General features: G+C 60.0%; 28 protein-coding genes. 16 read left to right on the top strand and 12 right to left on the bottom strand.

Going from position 1 to position 24,779, the window contains the following annotated elements; genetic code table 11:
- Positions 1-78: 78 nt before the first annotated feature.
- The 5 genes from AB3X55_06920 (at position 79) to AB3X55_06900 (ending at position 3,895) form a co-directional block, all read left to right on the top strand.
- Positions 79-1,029, top strand: coding sequence for an HAD-IIA family hydrolase (locus AB3X55_06920; protein MEX0503311.1), 951 nt, complete (start codon positions 79-81; stop codon positions 1,027-1,029).
- A 24-nt stretch (positions 1,030-1,053) separates the two neighbouring features.
- Positions 1,054-1,410, top strand: coding sequence for a dihydroneopterin aldolase (locus AB3X55_06915; protein ID MEX0503310.1), 357 nt, complete (start codon positions 1,054-1,056; stop codon positions 1,408-1,410).
- A gap of 3 nt (positions 1,411-1,413) precedes the next feature.
- The gene (locus tag AB3X55_06910) at positions 1,414-2,160 is read left to right on the top strand and encodes a hypothetical protein (protein ID MEX0503309.1); all 747 of its coding nucleotides are present in this window, start codon (positions 1,414-1,416) and stop codon (positions 2,158-2,160) included.
- A gap of 179 nt (positions 2,161-2,339) precedes the next feature.
- The gene (locus tag AB3X55_06905) at positions 2,340-3,020 is read left to right on the top strand and encodes a chorismate mutase (GenBank protein ID MEX0503308.1); all 681 of its coding nucleotides are present in this window, start codon (positions 2,340-2,342) and stop codon (positions 3,018-3,020) included.
- The gene (locus AB3X55_06900) at positions 3,017-3,895 is read left to right on the top strand and encodes a prephenate/arogenate dehydrogenase family protein (protein MEX0503307.1); all 879 of its coding nucleotides are present in this window, start codon (positions 3,017-3,019) and stop codon (positions 3,893-3,895) included. The genes AB3X55_06905 and AB3X55_06900 overlap by 4 nt, the downstream gene beginning before the upstream one ends.
- 7 nt (positions 3,896-3,902) lie before the next feature.
- Here AB3X55_06900 and AB3X55_06895 read toward each other — a convergent pair whose 3' ends face one another.
- A complete protein-coding gene (locus AB3X55_06895) occupies positions 3,903-4,487 on the bottom strand; it encodes a YdcF family protein (protein ID MEX0503306.1) in 585 nt (194 codons plus the stop codon).
- A 188-nt stretch (positions 4,488-4,675) separates the two neighbouring features.
- On the opposite strand from AB3X55_06895, the gene AB3X55_06890 reads away from it, so the two are divergent.
- The gene (locus AB3X55_06890; GenBank protein ID MEX0503305.1) at positions 4,676-5,272 is read left to right on the top strand and encodes a DUF3426 domain-containing protein; all 597 of its coding nucleotides are present in this window, start codon (positions 4,676-4,678) and stop codon (positions 5,270-5,272) included.
- 7 nt (positions 5,273-5,279) lie between these two features.
- Here AB3X55_06890 and lysA read toward each other — a convergent pair whose 3' ends face one another.
- From lysA to argH, 3 genes are read right to left on the bottom strand one after another with little or no spacing between them, the layout of a single operon-like run.
- Complete coding sequence (gene lysA / locus AB3X55_06885; GenBank protein ID MEX0503304.1) at positions 5,280-6,557, bottom strand: diaminopimelate decarboxylase; 1,278 nt, start codon at positions 6,555-6,557, stop codon at positions 5,280-5,282.
- Positions 6,558-6,590: 33 nt separating this feature from the next.
- A complete protein-coding gene (locus AB3X55_06880; GenBank protein ID MEX0503303.1) occupies positions 6,591-6,719 on the bottom strand; it encodes a lipopeptide in 129 nt (42 codons plus the stop codon).
- A gap of 18 nt (positions 6,720-6,737) precedes the next feature.
- Entirely contained in the window at positions 6,738-8,180 is a 1,443-nt protein-coding gene (gene argH / locus AB3X55_06875) for an argininosuccinate lyase (GenBank protein ID MEX0503302.1), read from the bottom strand.
- Positions 8,181-8,234: 54 nt separating this feature from the next.
- Between argH and AB3X55_06870 the strand changes: the two genes are divergently transcribed.
- On the top strand, positions 8,235-8,804 hold the full coding sequence (locus AB3X55_06870; GenBank protein ID MEX0503301.1) for a TlpA family protein disulfide reductase: 570 nt from the start codon (positions 8,235-8,237) through the stop codon (positions 8,802-8,804).
- Positions 8,805-8,880: 76 nt separating this feature from the next.
- On the opposite strand, the gene AB3X55_06865 is transcribed toward AB3X55_06870, so the two are convergent.
- From AB3X55_06865 to AB3X55_06840, 6 genes are all read right to left on the bottom strand, one after another.
- Positions 8,881-9,813, bottom strand: a complete 933-nt coding sequence (locus AB3X55_06865; GenBank protein MEX0503300.1) for an electron transfer flavoprotein subunit alpha/FixB family protein — start codon at positions 9,811-9,813, stop codon at positions 8,881-8,883.
- A 2-nt stretch (positions 9,814-9,815) separates the two neighbouring features.
- Positions 9,816-10,565: an electron transfer flavoprotein subunit beta/FixA family protein gene (locus tag AB3X55_06860; GenBank protein MEX0503299.1), complete on the bottom strand. Its 750-nt coding sequence runs from the start codon at positions 10,563-10,565 to the stop codon at positions 9,816-9,818.
- A 115-nt stretch (positions 10,566-10,680) separates the two neighbouring features.
- Complete coding sequence (locus AB3X55_06855; GenBank protein ID MEX0503298.1) at positions 10,681-11,250, bottom strand: cob(I)yrinic acid a,c-diamide adenosyltransferase; 570 nt, start codon at positions 11,248-11,250, stop codon at positions 10,681-10,683.
- A 44-nt stretch (positions 11,251-11,294) separates the two neighbouring features.
- The gene (locus AB3X55_06850; protein MEX0503297.1) at positions 11,295-11,495 is read right to left on the bottom strand and encodes a twin transmembrane helix small protein; all 201 of its coding nucleotides are present in this window, start codon (positions 11,493-11,495) and stop codon (positions 11,295-11,297) included.
- A 62-nt stretch (positions 11,496-11,557) separates the two neighbouring features.
- Positions 11,558-12,484 carry a bifunctional methylenetetrahydrofolate dehydrogenase/methenyltetrahydrofolate cyclohydrolase FolD gene (gene folD, locus AB3X55_06845; GenBank protein ID MEX0503296.1) on the bottom strand — a complete coding sequence of 309 codons (927 nt, stop codon included), beginning with the start codon at positions 12,482-12,484 and terminating at the stop codon, positions 11,558-11,560.
- 134 nt (positions 12,485-12,618) lie between these two features.
- Positions 12,619-12,906, bottom strand: a complete 288-nt coding sequence (locus AB3X55_06840; protein ID MEX0503295.1) for a YggT family protein — start codon at positions 12,904-12,906, stop codon at positions 12,619-12,621.
- Between the two features lie 137 nt (positions 12,907-13,043).
- Here AB3X55_06840 and AB3X55_06835 point away from each other — a divergent pair, with 137 nt between their 5' ends.
- From AB3X55_06835 to AB3X55_06825, 3 genes are all read left to right on the top strand, one after another.
- Positions 13,044-13,688: an SCO family protein gene (locus AB3X55_06835; GenBank protein MEX0503294.1), complete on the top strand. Its 645-nt coding sequence runs from the start codon at positions 13,044-13,046 to the stop codon at positions 13,686-13,688.
- A gap of 76 nt (positions 13,689-13,764) precedes the next feature.
- Positions 13,765-15,108, top strand: coding sequence for a hypothetical protein (locus AB3X55_06830; protein ID MEX0503293.1), 1,344 nt, complete (start codon positions 13,765-13,767; stop codon positions 15,106-15,108).
- Between the two features lie 170 nt (positions 15,109-15,278).
- Positions 15,279-15,899, top strand: a complete 621-nt coding sequence (locus AB3X55_06825; protein ID MEX0503292.1) for a LuxR C-terminal-related transcriptional regulator — start codon at positions 15,279-15,281, stop codon at positions 15,897-15,899.
- 42 nt (positions 15,900-15,941) lie between these two features.
- Here the strand turns inward: AB3X55_06825 and acs are convergent, their stop codons facing one another.
- Both acs and AB3X55_06815 read right to left on the bottom strand, forming a co-directional pair.
- On the bottom strand, positions 15,942-17,882 hold the full coding sequence (gene acs, locus AB3X55_06820) for an acetate--CoA ligase (protein ID MEX0503291.1): 1,941 nt from the start codon (positions 17,880-17,882) through the stop codon (positions 15,942-15,944).
- Between the two features lie 131 nt (positions 17,883-18,013).
- On the bottom strand, positions 18,014-18,565 hold the full coding sequence (locus AB3X55_06815) for a regulatory protein RecX (GenBank protein ID MEX0503290.1): 552 nt from the start codon (positions 18,563-18,565) through the stop codon (positions 18,014-18,016).
- A 121-nt stretch (positions 18,566-18,686) separates the two neighbouring features.
- On the opposite strand from AB3X55_06815, the gene AB3X55_06810 reads away from it, so the two are divergent.
- The 6 genes from AB3X55_06810 to AB3X55_06785 all read left to right on the top strand — a co-directional run bounded on the left by AB3X55_06810 (position 18,687) and on the right by AB3X55_06785 (position 24,770).
- Positions 18,687-19,550: an ABC transporter permease gene (locus tag AB3X55_06810; protein MEX0503289.1), complete on the top strand. Its 864-nt coding sequence runs from the start codon at positions 18,687-18,689 to the stop codon at positions 19,548-19,550.
- 13 nt (positions 19,551-19,563) lie between these two features.
- The gene (locus AB3X55_06805) at positions 19,564-20,727 is read left to right on the top strand and encodes a 2'-deoxycytidine 5'-triphosphate deaminase (protein MEX0503288.1); all 1,164 of its coding nucleotides are present in this window, start codon (positions 19,564-19,566) and stop codon (positions 20,725-20,727) included.
- Between the two features lie 221 nt (positions 20,728-20,948).
- Positions 20,949-22,181, top strand: coding sequence for an aspartate aminotransferase family protein (locus tag AB3X55_06800; GenBank protein ID MEX0503287.1), 1,233 nt, complete (start codon positions 20,949-20,951; stop codon positions 22,179-22,181).
- The gene (gene argF / locus AB3X55_06795) at positions 22,181-23,089 is read left to right on the top strand and encodes an ornithine carbamoyltransferase (protein MEX0503286.1); all 909 of its coding nucleotides are present in this window, start codon (positions 22,181-22,183) and stop codon (positions 23,087-23,089) included. The genes AB3X55_06800 and argF overlap by 1 nt, the downstream gene beginning before the upstream one ends.
- Positions 23,090-23,133: 44 nt before the next feature.
- Entirely contained in the window at positions 23,134-24,087 is a 954-nt protein-coding gene (locus tag AB3X55_06790; GenBank protein MEX0503285.1) for an Hsp33 family molecular chaperone HslO, read from the top strand.
- Positions 24,088-24,182: 95 nt separating this feature from the next.
- Positions 24,183-24,770, top strand: coding sequence for a hypothetical protein (locus tag AB3X55_06785; protein ID MEX0503284.1), 588 nt, complete (start codon positions 24,183-24,185; stop codon positions 24,768-24,770).
- Positions 24,771-24,779 lie beyond the last annotated feature (9 nt).

Here is a 24,779-nt window from a genome sequence, read left to right as displayed (position 1 = left end):
TATAGCTGTGGCGACTGCAATCGCGCTTCGGTATCCTGCGCAAACCAGGATGCACAAAACCGAGATATAGAGACATTCATGACCGTTTCGCTTGCCGGTCTTTCGATTCCGGCACCAGACTCCATCACGCTTGATGACATCATCGCGATGTATGAGGCGCTGCGGTCGCATATGCCGTCAGCCGCCCCACCGGCCGCACCGCCGCGCGAGATATCCCGCCTTGTCGAGCTGTTGCCGCATGTTGATGCGCTGATTCTCGACGGCTTTGGCGTGATCAATGTCGGGCCAAATCCGATCGACGGCATCCACGAGGTTCTGGAACAGGCGGCGTCACGCGACATTGCGGTGATGGTGCTGACGAATGGTGCCGGTCAGGGGGCCGATGCAAGCTGGGCAAAATATCGTGACTGGGATCTGCCGATTACCCGTCCGCAGGTGGTGTCGAGCCGGGACGCGCTGGAGGCGGCCCTGCCGGAGGTGGCGTCGGGGCGTGTTGTCGCTTCGCTCGGTCCGGCTGCGCGCCCCCTTGGTGGCAGCAATGAACTGACCTTCGCTGCGGATCCGGATCTGTTTGATCGCGCCGAAACCTTTGCCTTTCTTGGGTCGTCAGGCTGGGATGACGGGCTTCAGGCGAGGCTGGAATCCGCGCTGGCGCGCGATGGGTGCGACCTGCTTGTCGGCAATCCGGATATCAGCGCCCCGCTGGGGGGATTTTTCTCTGCCGAACCGGGATATTGGGCGGTGCGGGCCATGCAGGCCACCGCTATCGAGCCGCGATGGTACGGAAAACCGCATGCAGCGGCGTTCGATCTGGTGTTTGCAAAACTTGAACAGGTCTATGGCCGTCGCTTTGAGCGGAAACGGGTGGCAATGGTTGGCGATACGCTGCATACCGATGTTCTTGGCGCGCGGGCGGCTGGCATGCAGGCGGTTTTGCTGACGGGGTACGGGTTGTTCAGTGAAGGCGGCGCGCATGATATGATCGCCAAATGCGCGATCACGCCGGACTGGATTGCCGCAACACTCTGAGCATGGCAGGAGAGACAACCCATTATGCTGCATCGTCGCTTTCTTCTTGAAGGTCTTGAGTGTGCTTGTCGCATTGGTGCCTATGATCACGAAAGGCTGGCGCCGCAATCTGTAGTGATAGATGCCGAAATCATGCTGGCCGAATCCACTGAACCGACAACCGACAAGCTGGAGGATGCGCTGAATTACGATGTGATTCGGACCACAATCCTCGATATCGCCACCTCACGTCATTTCGATCTTCAGGAAACTCTTGCGCGCCGGATTTTCGACTCGCTGTCGGCGCTTGCCGGCGTCCGGGCGGTACGGGTTCGCACCGCCAAGCCGGACGCCTATGAGGATTGCCGACAGATTGCCTATGAACTCTCGAATATGGGCTGAGCAATGTTTGAGGATGCCGGCCTGCTTCGTGACTATTACCAGACCCGGCAGGGCCGGCATGTCGCGATGCGACTGCGCCGATCTGTTGCCCCATTCTGGAGCGAGGCACCCAATGCCTGTAATGCGGCCATCGGCTATGCCCCGCCGGTACTCAGGGCCGAGGATCAGTTTCGCACGCTGGCGTTTTTGCCAAAGCGGCTAGGTCCGCTGAGATGGCCAAGAAAGACCCCGGCCCGCACCACGCTGGTCGATAGCCGGGCGCTGCCAATTCAAAATGTCCAGCTTGACCGGCTGTTGCTGATCCACGCGCTGGAATTCGATCCAAACCCCAGCCGCCTGCTCGATGAATGCTGGCGTGTTCTTGACGGGTCCGGACGGGTGATGGTGATGGTGCCAAACCGCAACGGGTTATGGGCTCGCGCCGAAAAGACCCCTTTTGGTCATGGCAGACCCTATTCACGCGGCCAGCTTCGCCATCTTCTGCAGGAACACGGGTTCACGCCGGTTGAATCGCGGACAATCCTGTTCACTCCGCCAACTGCCCTTGGATTGTTTCTCAGATTCGGTCCACAGATCGAACGGCTTGGTCGGAACTGGTCCCCTGCTATCGGCGGCGTTCTGGTGATCGAGGCGGAAAAGAACCTGTATGCGCCGGCCGGTCAGACGGGACGCCAGCGCACGGCCACATCCGCTATCGCGCGAAAGCTTGCGCCCCGACCGACCGGGGCCATTCGCCAAGGCCCGGATTGATGCCGGCATTGACGGTTGCGATCAGGCCCTTTGTCACGATTGTCTGGTACCGGCGGCGGTCTGTCTGCTATAGAATCTGAGGCGCGACAGAATCGGGAATGAGGCTGACCGGTTATGTGGCGCGTCACCCCGTTCAGTAATCATGCCGTGCCACCCTTTGCAAAGTTATTGCCTGACAAATGACCGACCATCTGACAGATCTGCGAGCCACCATCAACCAGCTTGATGACGAAATTCTGGCGCTGGTGCGTCGACGCATGACGCTTGCCAGCGATATCATTGCAGCAAAGCAGGGCCAGGCCGCCTATCGTCCGGGACGTGAGGCGGCTGTAATCGAGAGGCTTGTCGCCGCAGCGCCGGATCTTCCACGCCAGCTTGTGGCGAATATCTGGCGGCAGTTGATGACGGCAAGCACGGCATTGCAGGACAGCGCGCTTGAAGTGGCTGTGCATGATCAGGCGATGGCGGTGGCAGGTTGGCATTTTGGAGGCCTTGTGACGATACGTGAATGTGCCGATCTCGATGCTGTCAGGTCGCGGCTTGATGCCGGGGTCGGTCTGGCGCTGGTGCCGGAAAGCTGCGAATCGGAACTTGCGGCCTGGCTGCTGGCGGACAGCAACTATCATCTGATTGCCAGCACCCCGCCCTACAGTTCAAATGCCTTGCCGCCAACCTGGCTGATCGGCCGCCAGCCTGCAGATCCCGTTGACAGCGAAGTCACGCTTGTTGCCCGTCAGGGGAAAAATGGTATGGCAATTGACAGGATGCCGGGGCGTTATGAGATGCCGGTTTACGGTGTTGCCGGCGAACATCGGGTTGTCGGCGTGATCGCCGCGCCTGCGGGTCAGGATCGTCCATGACAGCAATTTACAGCAAACTGGCCATCATCGGGATTGGTCTGATTGGATCATCTCTGGCACTTGCCGCGCGGCGGGCCGGAATTGTCGATCATATTGTCGGCTGTGACAGCAACCCGGATGTGGCCCCCGAAGTTGCACAGCTCGGGCTTGTCGACAGCTTTACCGCTGATCCGGTAGAGGCCGTTGCTGATGCCGATCTGGTGGTGATGTCAGTGCCTGTCGGGGCCATTGGCGCGCTGGCGGCCCGGATCGCACCGGCGATGAAGCCCGGCGCGGTGCTGACGGACACCGGATCGACCAAACGTTCGGTGATTCGCGATGTCACGCCTCATGTTGGCGATCAAATTCACTGGATACCGTCTCACCCGCTTGCCGGCACCGAACATTCCGGACCGGGGGCCGGATTTCCGGATCTGTTCAAAGGCCGCTACTGGCTGATTCTGCCGGGTGATGTGGCGGCAGAAGAGGTGGCGCGGTTCGGATCATTTGTCACCGCCATCGGCGCGGTTGGCGAGCATATGGATGCCGACTATCACGACAAGGTGCTGGCGCTGACGTCGCATCTGCCGCATCTGATTGCCTATACCATTGTCAGCACGGCGGTAAATCTGGAAAGCCAGCTGAAGAATGATGTGATCAGGTTCTCGGCATCGGGTTTTCGCGATTTCACGCGGCTTGCCGCCTCCGACCCGGTGATGTGGCGGGACGTATTCATCAATAATGACGAAGCGGTGCTGGATATGCTGCAGCGCTTTTCCGAGGATCTGTCAGACCTGCAGCGGGCCATCAGATGGGGCGAGACGGACAAGCTTGAAAGCCTGTTTCATCGCACCCGCGAGATCCGCCGTTCGATCATTGATGCCGGCCAGAGCTGACCGGCAGTCAGATTCTGATGGTTTCCGCCAGATATTTGGCATATTCGCGGGTCAGCAGCCGGATCATGGCGCGGTCCCGCCACCAGCTTGACAGGTTCAGGTCGGCAGGTGCCACCGGCCATTGATACAGGTCGAATTCAGGCAATTCACGGGCAAACACAAGTAATGCCCGTGGCATGTGATAACTTGCCGTCACAAGTCGCAGCGAGCGCATGTTGTGACCAAGCGCCCAGGCACGCGTCGCAATGGCGTTTCCACGGGTGTTGTCGGCCTCAAAATCCAGCTCAACACAACAGAACAGCAGTTCTGCCTTGTGGTCATCAAGGCCAAGTTCCTGCACAAGCACGGCCCGGCTGACACCTTCGCCAACGCCCGAAATCAGCATTTTTCCGCCATCCTGTGTGGTCAGCAGACGCAAACCGTCATCAAGCCGCTGTTGACCGCCGGTCATGACGACAATCCCGTCGGTCACCTGCAGCTGGCCCTGCGGGGCCTGGGGCAGTGTCAGGACAAAATGCTGCAGGCCGGCGATAAAGGTTGCAAAAGTCAGCGTCAGATAGACGACAAAATATTTTGCCGTGCGTCGTGACATTGCTCCCTCCATTCCGGTCCGTTTCAATGACGTCTGCCATACCGATCATACGGTCTGACATGACAATCCTACCACATTCCGGTGCCGCTGCCGGACCAAAATGACGAGGCGGCATTTGGCGGGTGGCCTTTCCGAATGCGCGGCTTTGGTGTATCGAGATTACAGAGATGAAGAGGAGAGCGGGGGCGATGCTTCTGACCTGCCCGAACTGTGACACGGTTTTCCGGGTCGATGGCGAGAAAATCGGTGAGGCCGGACAGGCTGTTCGCTGTTCGGTCTGCGCGCATATCTGGCAGGCCGCCCCGCCCATGCTGACGCCGGAAGCCGAGCCGGGTGAAATGGCAAGCGCGCTTCGCACGGTCGCGGGGTCCTTCCTTGTCATGGTTGTTCTGCTTGGTGGTCTGGTCGGATTTGTCATCGAGCGCGCCACCATCACCGCCTATGCGCCATCGCTGGTCGGTGTGTTTGAAAGGATGGGACTGTCGGTCCGTCCGGATACGGCAAATCTTCGGATTGTTGATCTGAACGCGAATTATGCCGGCGATACCATGCGCCTGAGCGGACAGGTGCAGAATGAGGCGGCGTTTCTTGCGCATGCGCCGCTTCTCGAGGTCAGGGTGGTGTCGGAAGAGGGTGAGCCGCTTGCCAGCCAGATTATCCGTCCCGACGACGCCATCATTCGGCCCTCCCGCTCAAGCGGGTTTTTCACGCAGCTTGTTTTCGAGGCCAGCAGCGAACCAACCGTCACCGTGACCATGCGCGACGATCCGGTGAGTCCCCAATAGACTGCCGTCAGGTCAGGCTGGAAACCTGACTTGGAATGACTTCCTCGGCCAGCAATTCCGAGATGTCGCGTTGCCGACGAAGCACATGGCATTCACCGTCAAGAACCATCACCTCGCCAGCCGGTGGCCGGGAATTATAGCTCGACGCCATCACCGCGCCATAGGCCCCGGCCGACATCACCGCCAGCCTGTCGCCTTCGCCAAGTGCGGGCATCATCCGGTCCTGCGCCAGATAATCACCTGTTTCGCAGACCGGTCCGACAATGTCCGCCGGGCCCTGCATGACACCTGGCGGGGTGACCGGCACCACGGCATGATGCGCCTCGTACAGGGTTGGCCTGAGAAGGTCGTTCATGGCAGCGTCGACGATGACAAAGCGCTTGTTGTCACCCTCCTTGGTATAGATCACGCTGGTCAGAAGGACTCCGTTATTGGCGACGATCGACCGCCCCGGCTCGAAGCCGAGCCTGAATCCGCTATCGGCAAAGATCTGGCTGACAAGTTCGCCATAGCTGGTGAAATCGGTAGCCGTGCCATTTTCATAATCGACGCCAATTCCGCCGCCAAGATCAAGCGTCGGCACCGGCAGACCCTCGCCGCGAAGCGACGTGCCGAAATCAAGCAATGCGGTATAGGCGCGCCTGAATGGATCGAGATCCAGAATCTGCGACCCGATATGAACCGCCAGTCCGGCTGGCTGGATATGCGGGTCTGCCGCCAGCTGGCGATACAGGATGGCGGCCTCGTTCTGTGTTGTGGAGACCCCGAATTTGGTGGATCGCTGGCCGGTGGAAATTTTCGCGTGCGTGTCCGGGGCGACATCGACATTGACCCGCAGCGCCACCGGCGCCACGACTCCGCGCGCTGCGGCGATGCGGCTGATGGCGGCCACCTCGGCGGCGCTTTCGGCATTGATCTGGCCAACACCGGCGTCAAGCGCATCACCGATCTCGGCATCCGACTTGCCGACACCTGAAAAGACGATCTTCGCGGCCGGCACGCCGGCGACAAGTGCCCGCTGCAGTTCACCGCCCGAAACGATATCGGCACCAGCGCCCTGACTGGCAAGAAGGGCCATCACACCAAGCGCCGAATTGGCCTTCAGTGCAAAATGGACCTGGCCATCGACAGGGGCAACTGCGGTGGCAAAATTGCGGTAATCGGCGCGAATGCCATCGCCGGAATAGACATAAAGCGGGGTGCCATATTGTGCGGCGATGTCGTTCAGCGACAGCCCGCCAACGCACAGCTGCCCGTCTTCGTCACGCATAAAGCTGTTTGCCATGGCATGAACCCCCGTTGGTATCAGAATCCGGTGTCAGGAACCGCTGTCGGCCGATTTTGCCGGCACCTCCGACGGGCGATAGGGATCCCCTCTCTTGCCACAGGCGTTCAATCCCCCGGCGACAAGCGCCAGCGCCAGCATCACAACTCCGAAACGCTTCATCGTCTTCATCCTTCCCGCTCAGCTTCCTTCCAGCCCGTATCGCGTCCGCGCTTCGGCAATGCGCGCGCGCACTTCATCAGGCGCCGTGCCACCGAAACTGCGTCGCATGGCGACGGCGGCCTCGCAGGACAGAACCGCCAGCACATCCTCGGTGATGCGCGGCTCGACAGCCTGCATGTCGGCAAGGCTCAGCGCGTCAAGATCACATCCCCGATCGGCGGCGATGGCGACAATGGTGCCGCTGACATGATGCGCCTCGCGAAAGGGCAGTCCAAGATCGCGGACAAGGTAATCGGCAAGATCGGTGGCGGTCGGAAAGCCGGTTGTCAGCGCGTCACGCATCGCCTCGGGTCTGGCGGTCATGTCCGCAACCATGCCGGTGGTCGCGGCAATGGCAATGCCAAGCGCGTCCGCGGCATCGAAAACACCTTCCTTGTCCTCCTGCATGTCCTTGCCATAGGCAAGCGGAAGCCCTTTCAGAATGATCAGCAGACTGTTCAGCGAACCAATGATCCGCCCTGGTTTGGCGCGGACAAGCTCGGCCGCGTCCGGATTCCGTTTTTGCGGCATGATCGACGATCCGGTGGTGAAGGCATCGGACAGGGCGATGAAGCCGAACCTGTCGGAACACCAGATCACCATTTCCTCGGCAAGCCGCGACATATGAACGGAACAAAGCGCCGCTGCGGCAAGGAACTCGACAGCGAAATCGCGATCGGAAACAGCATCCATGGCATTGGCCGCCGGCCGGTCAAAACCCAGCAGATCGGCAGTCATATGCCGGTCTGTCGGAAATGATGTTCCCGCCAGCGCCGCGGCCCCGAGAGGCGATTCATTCAATCGCCGCCTGGCGTCGGCGAACCGTCCGCGGTCGCGCCCGAACATTTCGACATAGGCCATCAGGTGAAAGCCGAATGTGACCGGCTGCGCTGTCTGAAGATGGGTGAAGCCCGGCATCAGCGTGTCGGCATGCTCCTCTGCCCGGCGAACCAGTGTCAGCTGAAGCTCGGCAAGCGCACCATCAACCGAATCAATCAGTTCGCGCACCCACAGTTTGAAATCGGTCGCTACCTGGTCGTTTCGCGACCGCGCGGTATGCAGCCGGCGGGCCGGTTCGCCAACCAGCTCGGCAAGCCGCGATTCGATATTCATGTGAATGTCTTCAAGGGCGGCCGAAAAGACAAATTCACCACGCGTGATTTCGTCAAGGATGCTGTCGAGACCGCCATGGATGGCATCCCGGTCATCGTCGCCGATGATGCCGCAGGCCGCCAGCATGGTGGCATGCGCCTTCGACCCGGCGATGTCCTGACGGTACAGCCGCTTGTCGTAATCGATCGATGCATTGATATCCTGCATCAGCTGTGACGGTCCGCTTGAGAAGCGACCGCCCCAGATGCTAGACTTTGACGGGCCGCTGTCCGGCGATATGTCCCTATCGGATCTATCCTTGTCGGTCATGGCCTGATCTGTCCACGCGCCAGTCTGCTGGCGTCCTTTAGTCCGGAAAATTGCATGAGTTATAGACGGCTTTTGCCGATTTTACAGCCAAAAACACCGGCATCAATCCTGCTGGTCCTGTTGCTTTTGCTGATGTCAGGCGCCGGTTCGGTGTCGCGGGCGGGTGCGATGGGATCGGTCGAGGCACCGCCGCGCGAAGCGCCGCCGGATCTCACCAGCCCGATCACTGATCAGGCAGGCAGTGAAATCAGGATTGCGGATTTCGCCGGCAGTCCGGTACTGATCAATTTCTGGGCCACCTGGTGCGCTCCCTGCATCGCCGAGCTGCCGGCCCTGTCGCGTGCTGCTGCCGCGCTTGCCGATGACGATATCACGGTGCTGCTTGTCTCGATCGACCGCGGCGGTGCGGCAAAGGCCATGCCGTTTCTTGAAACACATGGTGTGACGGGGGTGCGGCTCGGCTTTGACCCAAAGGCACGTCTGTCACGCAACATGCAGGTTCGCGGCCTTCCGACAACCCTTCTTCTGCCAGCTGAACAGGATGCAGCCTGGCGGTTTGTCGGTCCGTTCGAGTGGGACGATCCGGACATGCTTGCGCTGGTTCGCGATCTCGTCGTCGAGTGATCGGACCATGAAAAAGGGCGGCATGTGCCGCCCCCAATCACCTGGTTGGCCCAGTCACGTCTTTGACATATCACGGTCAGCCGAGAGATGATTCCAGCTCTGGAACGGCCTCGAACAGATCCGCCACCAGCCCGAAATCCGCAACCTGGAAAATCGGCGCTTCCTCGTCCTTGTTGATGGCCACGATCACTTTGCTGTCCTTCATGCCGGCAAGGTGCTGGATAGCCCCGGAAATGCCGACAGCGACATACAGATCCGGTGCCACTACCTTGCCTGTCTGGCCAACCTGATAGTCGTTCGGAACAAAGCCGGCATCAACGGCAGCGCGCGATGCGCCAACAGCGGCACCAAGTTTGTCCGCAACTTTTTCCAGCATGGCGAAGTTTGATCCGTCCTGCATGCCCCGACCACCCGAAATCACGATTGGCGCCGATGTAAGTTCAGGCCTCTCGGAGCTGGACAGCTCGGATTTGACATAGCTTGACAGGCCGGCATCGGTCGATCCGGATGCGGCTTCAATGGCGGCGCTGCCACCTTCGGCGGCGGCGGCCTCAAAGGCTGTGCCACGGACCGTCACCACCTTGACCGCTTCATTCGATGTTACAGTGGCGATGGCGTTGCCGGCATAGATCGGACGCTGAAAGCTATCCGCGCTCCCGACCTTGATGATGTCGGAAATCTGCATCACGTCGAGAAGTGCGGCAACACGCGGCATGATGTTCTTGCCGGTGGTTGTGGCAGGTGCCATCAGGTGGGTATAGCCTGATGCCAGTGACTGGATCAGCGGTGCGACATTTTCCGCGATGCCATGTGCAAGCGCGGCGTCATCGGCGGTCAGCACCTTTGATACACCGGCGATGGCGGCGGCGGATTTGGCCACTTCGCCACTGGCATCACCGGCGACAAGGATATGAATGTCACCACCGATCTGGGTGGCAGCGGTAACGGTGTTCAGCGTGGCTGGTGCCAGCTGGCCGTCATCATGGTCTGCAAGGATGAGAATGCTCATGATCAGATCACCTTTGCTTCGTTTTTGAGTTTGTCCACCAGTTCTGCCACATCAGATACCTTGATTCCGGCCTGACGGGCAGGTGGTTCTTCGACGCGGATGATGGTCAGCCGCGGTGTGATATCAACGCCAAGATCGGCCGCGCTCATCGAATCAAGCGGCTTTTTCTTTGCCTTCATGATGTTTGGCAGCGACGCATAGCGTGGCTCGTTCAGGCGCAGATCAACGGTGACAACGGCCGGCATGCTGATTTCGAGATGCTCCAGTCCGCCGTCGACCTCGCGAACCACATTGGCGGTGTCACCCTTGATTTCGATTCCCGAAACAAAGGTGCCCTGTGCCCATCCCAGAAGCGCGGCCAGCATCTGGCCTGTCTGGTTGCAGTCGTCGTCGATTGCCTGTTTGCCGACAAAGACAAGGCCCGGCTCTTCGCGGGCAACCACTTCCTTCAGCAGTTTGGCGACGGCCAGAGGTTCAATCTCGTGCGGCGCCTCGATATGGATTCCGCGGTCGGCGCCCATGGCAAGCGCGGTGCGGATTGTCTCCTGGTTCTGGCTGGGACCGATCGATACGGCAACAACCTCGTCAGCCCCGCCAGCCTCTTTCAGCCGCAGCGCCTCTTCAACAGCGATCTCGTCAAACGGGTTCATCGCCATTTTGACATTCGCCAGTTCAACGCCGGTGTTGTCGGCTTTCACCCGCACCTTCACGTTGTAATCAATCACCCGCTTGACCGGGACTAGCACCTTCATCTGTCACTCCTTCAAAGAGAGTTTCAACTGCCTGAATAGTTACCTGAACAGCTATCTGTCTCAATACATCATCATGTCCTGTCCGGGATAATACCCCGGGCAGGGAAAAACTTGCTCATTTCTGGCCAGAATTTTGTCCGGGACGCCACAACACGTCGGTTTCACCCCCGTTGTTCAGCGTTCGGGCCAGCACAAACAGATGATCCGAAAGCCGATTGATGTAACGCATGGCGGCGTCATTCACCACCTCCTCGGCTGCCAGTTCGGTCATCCGGCGCTCGGCCCGGCGCACCACTGTGCGGCCAAGATGGAGCCACGCCGAGGCGGGCGATCCCCCCGGCAGGATAAAGGAGGTGAGAGGTTGCAGCGACACATTCATCTCGTCGATTTCGGCTTCCAGGCGCGTCACCTGCTCGTCGGTGATCCGCAGCGCCGGTTTGTCGCTTTCAGGTGTCGCGAGGTCCGCGCCAAGATCGAACAGGTCGTTCTGGATGCGGCCAAGCATGGCATTGGCGTCGCCGTCATCATCACAGTGAAGTCTGGCAAGCCCGATCACCGAATTCGCCTCGTCAACCTCGCCAAAGGCGCTTGGCCGGCGTGACGATTTGGCAACGCGCCGACCATCGACAAGGCTGGTCTCGCCATCATCGCCGGTACGGGTGTAGATCTTGTTGAGTTTCACCATGACTTGGTGCGCCTCCTGCTGATATCTGCGAATGCCAATCCGGGCTAGCTGCTGGCTTGCCGGAACCACATCAGGATCAGGATCAGGGCCAGCGCGATGGCCTGAAAGACGATCCTGTAACGCATGATCCGGTTGGAATTCTTGACATTATACTCGCCGCCACGTGCCATCGTGATCACCCCCCAGAACAGGATCACGGCGACAATGCCAAGCGCGGCAAAGAGAATGAGTTTGTCTGCGGCCATGGTAGCGGGCTGCCTTGTGCGAGGGCGGTTGCCAGATAGATAGGACGCGGCGCGGCAAAAAGCTAGAGATCGGCGAGATCGGCGTCAAAGCGTCGCGCGGCGGCGACAAGCGTGTTGCGAAGCAGGCAGGCAATGGTCATCGGACCAACCCCGCCCGGCACCGGCGTAATGGCACCGGCAACCGCAGCGGCGCTGGCAAAATCCACATCACCCGTCAGCCGGAATTTTCCGTCACCGCGTTCCGGCGCGGCCACCCGGTTGATCCCGACATCGATCACCGTGGCGCCGGGTTTGACAAATTCACCGGTAATCATTTCCGGTCTGCCGACAGCGGCAACCAGAATGTCGGCAGCGGCGCAGACGGCCTGAAGATTGCGGGTTCGCGAATGCGCGATGGTGACGGTGCAGCTTTGCTGCAACAGCAGCTGTGCCATCGGTTTGCCGACAATGTTTGACCGGCCGACAACAACCGCACTCAGGCCTGACAGGTCGCCAAGATGGTCCTGAAGCAGCATCAGACAGCCATAGGGGGTGCAGGGGACAAGCGCATCCTGGCCGGTGGCAAGCCGCCCTGCATTGACCACATGGAATCCATCAACATCCTTGTCGGGTGAGATCGCGTTGATCACCGCCGCCTCGTCAATCTGCGGCGGCAGGGGAAGCTGGACAAGAATGCCATCAACACCATCATCCGCGTTCAGCTGGTCGATGATGGCCAGCAGTTCATCCTGGCTTGTTGTTTCGTCGAGGCGCTTTTCGATCGAGCGCATGCCGGCTTTTGTGGTTTGTTCAATCTTGTTGCGAACATAAACGGCACTCGCCGGATTGTCGCCAACAAGAACCACGGCCAGTGCCGGAGCCCGGCCAATGGCGTCGGTCAGCCCGGCGGCGGCGGTGGCAACCCGCGACACCAGCCGGTCGGCGAACGCCTTGCCGTCGATCACTGTTGCTGCGGTCGCCGGTGGCTGAGTGGTCTGCGTCTGTGTCATGTTATCCCCCATCTTGCCCGGCGCGCTGTGCGACCCTAGATTGCCCGCATTGTGGAGGGGCGCGGCAGATTGTCCCGCCGGGTATACGCCGTTTTGTTCACCTGAGGCGACATGATGGTCGTAACTTGATGATCTCAGGCAATGTCGGCGAGGAAGCCGATGACAAGATTGCGGAGAAACTGCACCGCCAGCAGAAGCACGATCGGGCTGATATCGATCCCGCCAAGATCAGGCAGCACCCGGCGCACCATACCCATCAGCGGTTCATGGATGCGGCCGAGAAATGTCAGCGCCATACGGACGAAAGGTTGCCATGGATTGATGATCCTGAAGGCAATCAGCCATGTGATGATGATATAGGCCACCATCGTCCAGATGTAGAGATTGACGATCTGGTCGATGAGAATAATGAGAGCGTTCATGCGGTTGTGTCCGGGCTGGTCTGCATATCGCGCAGACTACACGCACCAGCCGCATCGATTCAATGATTAGGTCGATCGCCGGCATGTTCTGCAGGGACTCCATGTGCCGGTCGGGGTGAATTCTTCGGTTGCGCGGGGTGATTGCCGGCACTACACCACAGGTCATGGGACAGACAGCGCGTACATTTGGTGGCCGAGGGCTTGTGACCGGTGCCATTATCGGGTTTTGCGTTCTTGCCGGGATTGTTTTCTGGCTGGCGGAACGCCAGGCACGTCAGATGGATGTCGGCTTCCGCAATTTTCAGGATCAGCCATTCGAGCTGATTGATCAGACCGGCGCAACGCGGCGCAATGCTGATTTTGCCGGGGCACCGGTGGCGTTGTTCTTTGGCTACACCTATTGTCCCGATGTGTGCCCGATGACGCTGACATTGCTTGCCAAATCGCTTGACGAGGTTGCGCAGCGTGGCGGCGATTCGACATCGTTGCAGACCATTTTCATGACCGTTGATGCCGAGCGTGACACGGCTGACCAGCTTGCCGCCTATCTGTCGCTGTTTGACCTGCCGGTAACAGGCCTGACGGGCGACGCCGGGCAGCTGGCACGCGCGCACAAGGCCTTTGGTGCCTACGCCAAACGTGTCGTGGACAAGGACGGGGTGGTGCTTTTCGATCACACGGCGACTGTCTATCTCTATGATGAAACAGGGGCCTTTACCGGCACCATTACCTTTAACGAGCCCCCGGAATTCACCGTCGAGAAGCTGCTCCGGCTTCTCTAGACACCGAATTTTCCTCCCATGCCAAGATTAACCAGGCGCATCATGCTTTCGGATCATAATGCGTGCGGGGGAGGGCATGCGGAACCACGCAGCCTGGTGGCGGGCCAGTCTGGCAACGCTGCTGATAATCTATGGTGATGGCACACATCGCGTGGCAGCGGCGGCTGAGTCACAAGCCGCACACGAGGGTCCTGGATCCCGGGTTCATGTGCTGTTGCCACATATGTCGCCAGCATGGTTTCTGAACCGGTCGCGACTGCTTCTTCAAGACGCACGCCCTGCCGAGGCCCATCAGCTGGCGCGTGCCGCACTCGCCATGTATCCGATGTCGACCGAATTACGGCTCGGCGCCGCGTTTGCGGCGATGCGGGCGGGCCATTGCCAGCTTGTTGACGGCTATCTGGCCCCCCTTCGTTCGCAACCGCTGTCGCCCGGCCAGCGGCAGCGGGCTGACATGGTGCGTGCCGGTTGTCGGGGCCCCTGGCGATGGCAAGCGCTGATCGGCATGGCCACCGGTTACCGGCCATCACTTGTCGATCGCCAGCGGGATGTTACGATCCCTCTCCAGCCTGGATCGCAGCTTCATGATCTGTGCGTTCGCCTGGCCCCATTTTGTGATCCTGGCCAGCCCCTTGTCTCGCGCGGCAAGCGTGAAAGCGGGATTGACCTTTGGAACAGTCTGACGGTGCGGGCGCTGTATCGCGCCGGCGGTGACTGGAATTACGATCTTGATGGCATTCTGTTCCAGCGCCGCCCCAGCCGCCCTGGATTTGCGGGTGATGGTCTCATGCTGCGGGCGGCGGCGGCATCGCAGCGGATAGCAAGATGGCAGTTTCGCATCGGCGGTGAAATCGGGAAGTCCCGGTTTCAGCAGGGCCGCGCCGACCTGGCGGTATCACAGACACATCGACGCGCCAATCTCGGCGGTTCATTCAGTCATTCCGCCGGCCTTCACTCGCACCTCGGCGTATCCCATCTTCAGGTGCGCTCACAATGGCTTGATCTGGCACGGATTCGCTATGACTACACACTGACCGGGACCGTGACCAGGCGTCTGACAGTGTCGCTTGGCGGCGCGCATGAACGGACGCGTCAGTCGGGGGCCGGGCAGATGCCCGGGTCACGGGCCCGCGAAACAGGCGTTGGCCTACGCTGGACCGGGGACTGGGTTGCCGCATATCTGGGCCATCGGCGGCGGCATGAGAATTTCCGTGACAGCTTGTCCTTTCTTGCCGCACCACACCGCGCGCGGACACGCACGACAAATCTGGATCTGATGGCCGGCGAGGCCTTCGAATGGGCAAACCTTAAGGTTGTACTTTCCTTTGAATATCGGAAAATTTCCACTCCCGATCCCCTTCGCCCACCCTCAAGCAAGACCCTGTTTCTGCGCCTGACGCGTGAAATCTTTTCCAGATGACAGCAAGGTGTATGTCTACAATAGGTTGAAATATTTACGAAAAATCATGTGCAAGATCGGGGCACCCTCGGTAGTTTGAGTGCATTGATACTCAAATATCATTCTTTTGAGGTGGCTGGCGTGGTGACGGGAACAAGGTGAACGGCTGCCACAACAGGTGAGGGGGGACCATGCGCGTTCTGCTGGCATTGGAGAACAGTCTCAGCCGCGATTTTGTACAAAATCATCTGCTGCAGTCCCACCGGACGCCGGCGGATCGGGACCTGTCCATCCTGACCGCGGCAAGCCTTGCCGAGGCGATTGTGCTTGCCAACGAGATGAGTGATCTGGCGCTCGCCGTTCTTGATCTCCAGATACCGGACATGCAAGGGCTGCATGGTCTGAAACGATTCCGCCGTGATTGTCGTCACAGAATACCGCTGGCGGTGATGGATGCCCGTTCCAGCAAGGTGTCGGTTGCCGATCTGACGGCTGCCGGTGTGGCAGGCTTTCTGTCCTACAACCTCGCCCCCGATGCCTTTCTTGGGGCCATTCGGCTTCTGATTGCCGGTGAACGCTATTTTCCGGTCGACATGATAACGTCTGCGCCGCCACTGGCTATTCATCTGACCCGGCGCGAACATGATGTTCTGAAAGGGCTTCGCGACGGACTTGGCAACCGCGACATCGCCAGTTCACTGGCACTCAGCGAGGTCACGGTGAAACATCACATAAAAAGCCTTCGCGGCAAGCTTGGTGCCCGCAACAGGCTGCACGCGGTCTGCCGCGCCAACGAGCTGCAGATCCGGTGAGAGCCGCAGCTCTCGCCGGTCATGCATCAGGTTGCGACATGCCTACCGGTTCTGGCGGTTCTCCACCAGATCGGTAACAACATTGGGATCGGTCAATGTCGAGGTGTCGCCAAGCTCGGCATAGTCATTGGCCGCAATCTTGCGCAGAATCCGGCGCATGATCTTGCCGGAGCGCGTTTTCGGCAATTGCGGCGCCCATTGCAGAAGATCGGGCGTGGCGATGGGGCCAATCTCCTTGCGGGTCCATTGCCTCAGCTCGGCGGCCAGCTCATCGCTTGGCTCGCACCCCTCGATCAGGGTGACATAGGCATAGATACCCTGGCCCTTGATGTCGTGCGGATAGCCGACAACAGCTGATTCGGCGACCTTTGGATGCGCCACCAGCGCCGATTCGACCTCGGCCGTTCCCATCCGGTGACCGGACACATTCAGCACATCATCAACCCGTCCGGTGATCCAGAAATACCCATCCTTGTCACGCCGCGCGCCATCACCGGAGAAATAGCGGCCCGGAAACGTCGTGAAATAGGTTTCGATGAACCGCTGATGATCGCCATAGACAGTGCGCATCTGCCCCGGCCAGGACCGCGCGATACACAGATTGCCGTCGACAGCACCATCAAGAACATTGTTGTCTCCATCGACAAGCACGGGTTCGATGCCGAAAAACGGGCGTGTCGCCGAGCCGGGTTTGGTGGCTGTTGCACCGGGAAGCGGTGTGATCAGGATGCCACCCGTTTCAGTCTGCCACCAGGTATCGACAATCGGGCACCGCCCGTCACCAACCACCTCGTGATACCACATCCAGGCTTCCGGATTGATCGGTTCGCCAACACTGCCAAGAAGCCGCAGCGAGGACCGGTCACATCCCTTTACCGGGGCTTCGCCCTCCCGCATCAGCGCCCTGATGGCGGTCGGCGCGGTGTAGAAGATGTTGACCTTGTGTTTCTCGACAACCTGCCAGAAGCGCGAGCTGTCGGGATAGGTTGGAACACCTTCAAACATCAGCGTGACAGCGCCATTGGCAAGCGGGCCATAGACGATATAGCTGTGGCCTGTGACCCAGCCGACATCGGCGGTACACCAGTAGATATCACCATCGTGATAGTCGAACACATACTGATGGGTCATCGAGGCATAGACCATATAGCCGCCGGTGGTGTGAAGAACGCCCTTTGGTTTGCCAGTCGACCCGGAGGTGTAGAGGATAAACATCAGATCCTCGGCATTCATCTCCTCTGCCGGGCAGTCGGCTGATGCGTCTTCCATTGCCTCGTGATACCAGACATCGCGCCCCTCGACCCAGTCAATGGCGCCGCCAGTGCGCTTCACGACAATGACCTTGTTGCAGTCCGGGCATGAGGCAAGCGCCGCGTCGGTGTTTGCCTTCAGTGGGACGGCACGGCCACCACGAACGCCTTCATCGGCGGTGATCACCATGTTCGAGTCGCAATCCTGAATGCGGCCCGCCAGCGCATCTGGTGAAAACCCGCCAAACACCACCGAATGGACGGCACCGATACGCGCGCAGGCCAGCATGGCGACAGCGGCCTCGGGTATCATCGGCATATAGATGGTGATCCTGTCACCTTTCTTTGCGCCTTCGGCCTTCATTACATTGGCAAAGCGACAGACTTCCTCATGAAGCTCGGCATAGGTGATATGCCGTGAATCGGCAGGGTCGTCGCCTTCCCAGATGATTGCTGTCTGATCGCCGCGGGTCGCCAGATGACGATCCAGGCAATTGGCTGCCGCGTTCAACGTGCCGTCGGCATACCAGTTGATATGAAGATCGCCGGCATCATAGGACACATCGCTGATCTGGCTGTAGGGCTTGATCCAGTCGATCCGCTTTCCATGCTCGGCCCAGAACGCGTCGGGATCGGCGATGGATTGGGCGTACATCGCCTTGTAGCCATTCTCATCAATCAGCGCGGCATCAACGGTCTCCTTGCCTGGCGCAAACAGTCTGTCTTCAGTCATCAAAATTCCTCCCACCCGGCGTGCCGCCAATCATGCATGACTCTCTGTCCTGCCTTCAGACCGGTCGGCTGTTGAATTCCGGCCTGCAGTTTAGACCGATGGTATGGCGCATCGCAAGACAGGCCGACTGTCTAGCGGTGAAGCGTGGTGACAAGCGCCTCAGCCGCCTCGGCATCTTCAAGGTCCATCACCTGACGCGCGATGCCAAGCGTGAATCCGGCCCGTGCAAGCGAGGCCAGATGGCGTTGTCTTGTCGCCTCGTCCCCCTCGCGCGTGGCATAGGGGCCAAGCCGGCGCCGCGCTGCATGCCGCAGTGCCGCCACCAGCTCGCCATCGCTCGTATTCTCATCGGCGGCGGCAAGCGCCTGATCGACAAGCTCGCCGTCAATGGCGTGTTCCTGCAGACTGCGGCGAATGGCCAGCGCCGAACGACCACCGCGTCGCTTGCTTCGCGCCTTGGCAAGCGCAAAGGCGGTGTCATCGACATAGCCAAGCCTGACGCACTCATCGATCACCGTTTCCAGGGCGCGCGCAACCTCGGCCTGGTCATGTGACTCCAGCTTGCGCGCCGCAAACCGGCGAAGCACCTCGCGAAGACGTTGCCGCGATGCCGTGTACCGACCAAGATAATGGACGGCCTTGTTCATCAGGCGTCGTTCGGCTGGCGGTTTCCTGTCAGTCATCGAATGCGGCTCTCCGTCGGACCTGCGGCGAGTCTATCAGTCAGCCGCCTGTGCCGCCAGCGCGCTGCCGGCGTTGTCAGCGATATTGCGAAACAGTCCTGGCGGGCCTATGTTCTGCGGCATGAATGATCAGACATCTTCCACGCCGACCAAAGACACCGAACATCAGTTTGTCACGCGGCCCCATCCGGCCCAGCTGCGTCCTGTCCAGATAGGGCGCGTCAACTGGATCGGGCTGTGGACCCTCTATATGCGTGAGGTTCACCGTTTTGCGAAGGTGGCGATGCAGACCGTCGCCGCGCCGGTGATCACCTCGCTGCTGTTCCTGATGGTATTTGCGGTCGCCATCGGCGAGCGGGCCCAGCTTGCGGGCAATGTCGATTTCATCACCTTTCTCGTGCCGGGGCTGGTGATGATGACGGTGCTGCAGAACGCCTTTGCCAACACCTCGTCCTCGTTTGTCGTGTCAAAGGTGCAGGGCAATATTGTCGATCTGCTGATGCCGCCGATTGGCCCGGCGGAACTGCTTGTCGGCATGGCTGCCGGTGGGATGACGCGCGGCATCGCGGTCGGGCTGGCCGCCGCCGTCGTGCTTGGACTTTTTGGCGGGCTGTCACTGCCGGCGGCACCCCTGGTGGCGCTTGCCTTTCTTGTTCTGGGATCGCTGGCGCTTGCCTTTGCCGGCATTCTGGCCGGCATATGGGCCAATAAATTCGACGAAATGGCTGTCATTACAAACTTTGTGATTCAGCCATTGGCCTTTCTGTCGGGAACTTTCTATTCGGTCGAACGGCTGCCATCGCCTTTCGATACCATTGCCACGCTGAACCCGTTCTTCTATGCCATTGACGGTTTCAGATATGGCCTGATCGGCATTGGTGACCGTCCCATCATGACAGGCCTTGTCTGTCTTGTTGTTGTGAATGGCGTTCTGGGATGGCTGTGCTACCGTGTGTTGAAATCCGGCTATCGGCTGAAGAGTTGAAGGAACAGGGCGCATGACAAACCGGCGCGCGGCGGCTGCCACCACCAGCATGGCTGATGCCAGCATCGACACCAATGTGAAGGCGGGTATCCTGCCGGTGCAGGAAATACGGGCCGCCATTGAAAGTGGCATGATTGCCGCCGCCGCACCGATTACCGATGCACAGCTGCAGCCGGCAAGCCTGGATTTGCGGCTTGGCACGCGCGCCTGGCGCGTCCAGTCATCGTTTCTTCCCGGCCCCGGAATGGGGGTCGAGGACAAGCTTGCCCGCGTGGCCATGCACCAGATCGACCTGACCGGTGGCGCGGTGCTGGAACGCGGCTGTGTCTATATTGTCGAGCTTCAGGAATCGCTTTGTCTGGCGCCGGGGCTCAGCGCCATGGCAAACCCGAAAAGTTCGACCGGCAGGCTTGATATTTTCACCCGCCTCATTGCCAATCAGGCGTCCGAATTCGAGATGGTCCCCGACGGGTATCAGGGCGCGCTCTATGCCGAAATTTCGCCACGCACCTTTTCGGTTCTGGTGCGTCCGGGGTCATGCCTGTCACAGCTGCGTCTGCGCCGGGGTCCGGCGGCGATGTCGGATGCCGCGATGCTTGCCCTGCATCAGGATGTCGGGCTAGTGCGCGGCGCGGATGATGTCGATATCCGCGACGGTGTGGCGCTTGGCGTCAACCTGACGCCGACGACAAGCAGCGGCATCATCGGCTGGCGGGCCCGCAAACATGCCGGGCTGATCGATATTGACGCGCCGGCAAGCTGTCAGGTGGATGCGTTCTGGGAACGGCTGACCGCAGCCGATCTTGTCGCCGACGGGCTGGTGCTTCATCCGGACGAGTTCTACATTCTGGCCAGCCGTGAATTTGTCACGGTGCCACGCGACCATGCTGCCGAAATGCGTGCCTATGATACCCGTGTCGGTGAATTCCGTGCCCATTATGCCGGCTTTTTCGATCCCGGTTTCGGGATGGAGGAACTTGGTGCCGGTGCCACCCGCGCGGTTCTGGAGGTGCGCTCCCATGATGTGCCGTTCCTGATCGAGGAAGGCCAGACAGTCTGCCGTCTGGTCTATGAACCGATGGCGGCGATACCCGACAGCCTCTATGGCACCAGCGGATCGGGATCAAACTATCAGTCACAGGGCCTGCGGCTCGCCAAGCATTTCATTCAGGACTGACCGCGCCAGGGGTGACCCGGCAAACGCCTTGACAAGTTTGGCGGAAATGCCGAATTTGGCAGCCTTCCGATACCGCGAACACAGCCACCGGTACCGTCGACGACGTGCTGGTGGTTTGATTTTTTGAGGTGTTGATCGGGCGACGCCATGCCGGCGTCCGTGACGGAAGTTTGGATGATCATGGTCCGTAAAAGGGTCGGGCCGAGAGAATGGATTTCGACATGACCACGCCACAAACAGCCAAGATGCCGACATCGGCGGTGATGAAAACCTATGGCCGTGCCGACCTGTCCTTTGTCCGTGGGGACGGGTGCTGGCTGATTACCGATGATGGAGAGCGCTATCTTGACTGTGCCAGCGGTATTGCCGTCAACACGCTTGGTCATTCGCATCCGGGGCTGATTGCCGCCCTGCGTGATCAGGCTGGCAAACTGTGGCACACCTCGAATCTGTATCGAATTCCCGGTCAGGAACGGGTGGCAGACAAGCTGGTGTCGCTGACCGGTCTGGATCAGGTCTATTTCTGCAATTCCGGCGCCGAGGCGAATGAATCGGCGGTGAAGATGGCACGTCGTGCTGCCTATGAAAACGGACAGCCGGACCGCACCACCATCCTGTGTGCAACCGGATCCTTTCACGGGCGGACGCTTGGCATGCTTGCAGCCACTGACAAACCTGCAAACCGTACCGGATTCGGCCCGATGCCCGACGGGTTCGACCATGTCCCGTTTGGCAATCTGAACGAACTGAGGGCCGCGCTTGGTCCCCATGTGGCGGCGGTGATGATCGAGCCTGTCCAGGGCGAAGGCGGTGCCCGTGATGCGCATGATGACTATCTTCGCGGTGTGCGCGAGGCGGCCGATGAGTTCGGGGCGCTGGTGATCGCCGATGAAGTGCAGTCCGGCATTGGTCGTACCGGGACGCTGTTCGCCTATCAGACCTCCGGCATAAGGCCGGACATCATTGCCATGGCAAAGGGTCTTGGAGGCGGTTTTCCCGTTGGCGCGGTCATCGCCAGCGCCGCGGTTGGCAACGCCATGACACCCGGCACGCATGGATCGACCTTTGCCGGCAATCCGCTTGCCATGGCGGTTGCCGAGGTCATTCTCGACGAGGTGACGGCACCGGGGTTTCTTGAAGATGTGCGTCGGCGTGCGGACATCATGCGCGGCATGCTGGCTGAAATTGCAGCACGTCACCCGGCCATTGTTGCCGAGATCAGGGGGCGTGGTTTCCTGTGCGGTGTGCGACTGGACGACTCGCTGCCGGCCGGTGATGTGGTGGCAGCGCTTCGCGAGGTGAAGATACTGACTGTTCCAGCCGGTGAAAACACTGTTCGCTTCCTGCCGCCCCTGATCATTTCCGAGGATGAAATCAGACTGGCGGTCGAGAGCTTTGACACGGTTCTTGGCACAATGGTCCCACCGCAGGCCCAAGAACAGGATGGCCGGTGATGCGACATTTTCTGGATATCCGTGATTTCGACGCCGCGACGCTTCAAACCATGCTTGATGATGCCGCGGCAACCAAGGCCGCGCTCAAGGCTGGCGCCGAGACGGCAAAACCGCTTGCCGGCAAAAGCGTGGCGATGATTTTCGAGAAACCCTCGACCCGCACCAGGGTGTCCTTCGAGGTCGGGATCACACAGCTTGGCGGCACGTCGCTGATCCTGTCGGCGCAGGACATGCAGATTGGCCGCGGCGAGACCATCGAGGATACGGCACGGGTGCTGTCACGCTATGTCGATGCCATCACCATTCGCTGTTTCGCCCATGAGACGCTGTTGACCCTTGCCGCGCATGCCAGTGTGCCGGTGGTCAACGCGCTGACGGCGCGCTCGCATCCCTGTCAGATCATGGCCGACCTGCAGACAATGATCGAACGTCATGGCGCGCTGGATGGTCAGGTTGTGACCTGGATTGGTGATGGCAACAATGTGGCGGCAAGCTGGATTGAGGCAGCGGCCAGATTTGGTTTCCAGCTTCGGCTTGCCTGTCCTGACGGTTATGCGCCGTCGGCGGAACTACTGGCATGGGCCCGCGCCGAGGGTGCTGATATCGTGATGTATGATTCGGCGCTGGAAGCTGCCGCAGAAAGCCAGACGCTGGTCACCGATGTCTGGATTTCGATGGGTGACGACGAAGGAAGCCGCCGCAAGGACTTTCAGCCATTCCAGGTGAACCGCGAGCTTCTCGAAGCGGCGGCCGGTGATGCCATCGTTCTGCATTGCCTTCCGGCATGTCGGGGTATGGAGATCACCGCTGAAGTGATTGATGGACCGCAGTCGGCGGTATTCGACGAAGCCGAGAACAGGCTGCATGCACAAAAGGCCATCCTGTCCTGGTGTATGGCCGGCAACTAGACAAGATCCCGCGGGCCGCCGGTCCGCGCGCAGTGGAGAGACATGTGGCGTCACGTGATGCAAGCAATGAAGGCGCACAGATTCTGCCGTTCTATCTGGCGGGTGAGGCTGGAGATACCGCGCTGATCAGAGGGCGGTTTGCCAGTGTTGGTGTGCCGGTGACCAGCATCCTGGCACGGCATGACTATCCAGAGGCGGTGGCAAGCCTTCAGGCCGAGGCAATGGCCATTGCCGCCTGTCTGTCCACTTTCATGAAGTTCGATGGTGTGTTCACCCTGCAGGCCAAGGGTGATGGCTATGTGAAAACGCTGCTTGCGGATGTCACGTCGGATGGCGCCATTCGTGGTTACACAGCCTTTGACGAGCAGGCATCACCGCCTGTCGGTCTTGATATGGCAAGCGACCTGCCGGCGAGCGTGCCGGCGCTTCTCGGGTCCGGCTATGCCGCATTCACCGTCGATCAGGGACATGAAAATGGCCGCTATCAGGGCATTGTGGAACTGGATGGCGAAACGCTGAGCGATGCAGCGACAGCCTGGTTTGCCAATTCCGAGCAGGTCGACAGCCATATAGTTGCCGCCGCCAAACGGACAGGCGACAGCTGGACCGCCAGCGCGATGATGGTGCAGCGGGTGGCCGCCGAGGGCGGCAACCTTGCCAGCGTGCCGCGTGACGTCCATGACGATGCCTGGGCCACGGCGGAAATGCTGCTTCGTTCGGTCCGCCGGGATGAACTTGTCGATCCCGGGCTGGCGCCGGATGCATTGATTTTCCGATTGTTCAATTCGCTGCGGCCACATGTGGCCCCGGCGCACCCTGTCGAGGACAGGTGCCGCTGCAGCCCCGACAGGGCGATATCGGTTCTGGAACGCATGTCACCCGCCGAGCTGGCAGAGCTGATTTCGGAGTCGGGCACCATCGATGTCACCTGTGAGTTCTGCAAGACAACGCGTTCCCTCGACCCGCCGGTCACGGGTGGCACTGTCACCAGGCAATAATATTGCCATATTCATGCCGCCTTCTTGGTGTAGCGATTTCGGTGTAGCGATGGCAGATTGCCAATCGAGAATTGCCAATCGGGGAGGTGTCCTGGATGTCAAAACGCGTGTTCACCATACCATTGCTGATGGTGTCGCTGGTCCTTGTGGCCTGTACGACAACATCCTCGCCGCCGCCGCCGGTTTCGGTGCAATCTGCCGGTTTCGGGGCCATTGCCCTGAATGCACGCCAGCTTGAGGTCATCGAGAATTGGCAGATGCCCATCAAGCCTCCCTATATCGGTCATCTCCAGCAGCCCTACCCCGGCAATCTCGTCTCGCAATGGGCGACACAGGTGCTGATGCCGGCAGGTGGCAGCGGCGAGATGGTTCTCGATATCACCCGGGCCGCCGTGACCAAGGTCAAGCTGCCGCCGCAGACCGGTCTGGCAAATGCGTTGAGTGACCAGCAGGACAGCGAGATCCGGGTCGAGTTCGAGGCAAAGCTGATGTGGCTGCAGCCTGTTGGCGGATCGCAGGCGATGATCAAGCTGGCATCATCCCATTCGGTGACAATTCCCGAATCATCCTCGGCAAACGACGTTCAGCGCGCGGTGAATGACTGTCTGAACAAGGCGCTTGCCGGGCTGGACAATCAGGCCCGCATCGAGCTTGCCAAGATCGACAATGTGATCCTTCCCTGACGATGGGAC

Source organism: Alphaproteobacteria bacterium LSUCC0719, from assembly GCA_040839025.1.
GTDB lineage: Bacteria > Pseudomonadota > Alphaproteobacteria > Puniceispirillales > Puniceispirillaceae > UBA8309.
The sequence above is the reverse complement of the archived record's forward strand: the minus strand, read 5'-3'. Positions and strand labels throughout refer to the sequence as shown.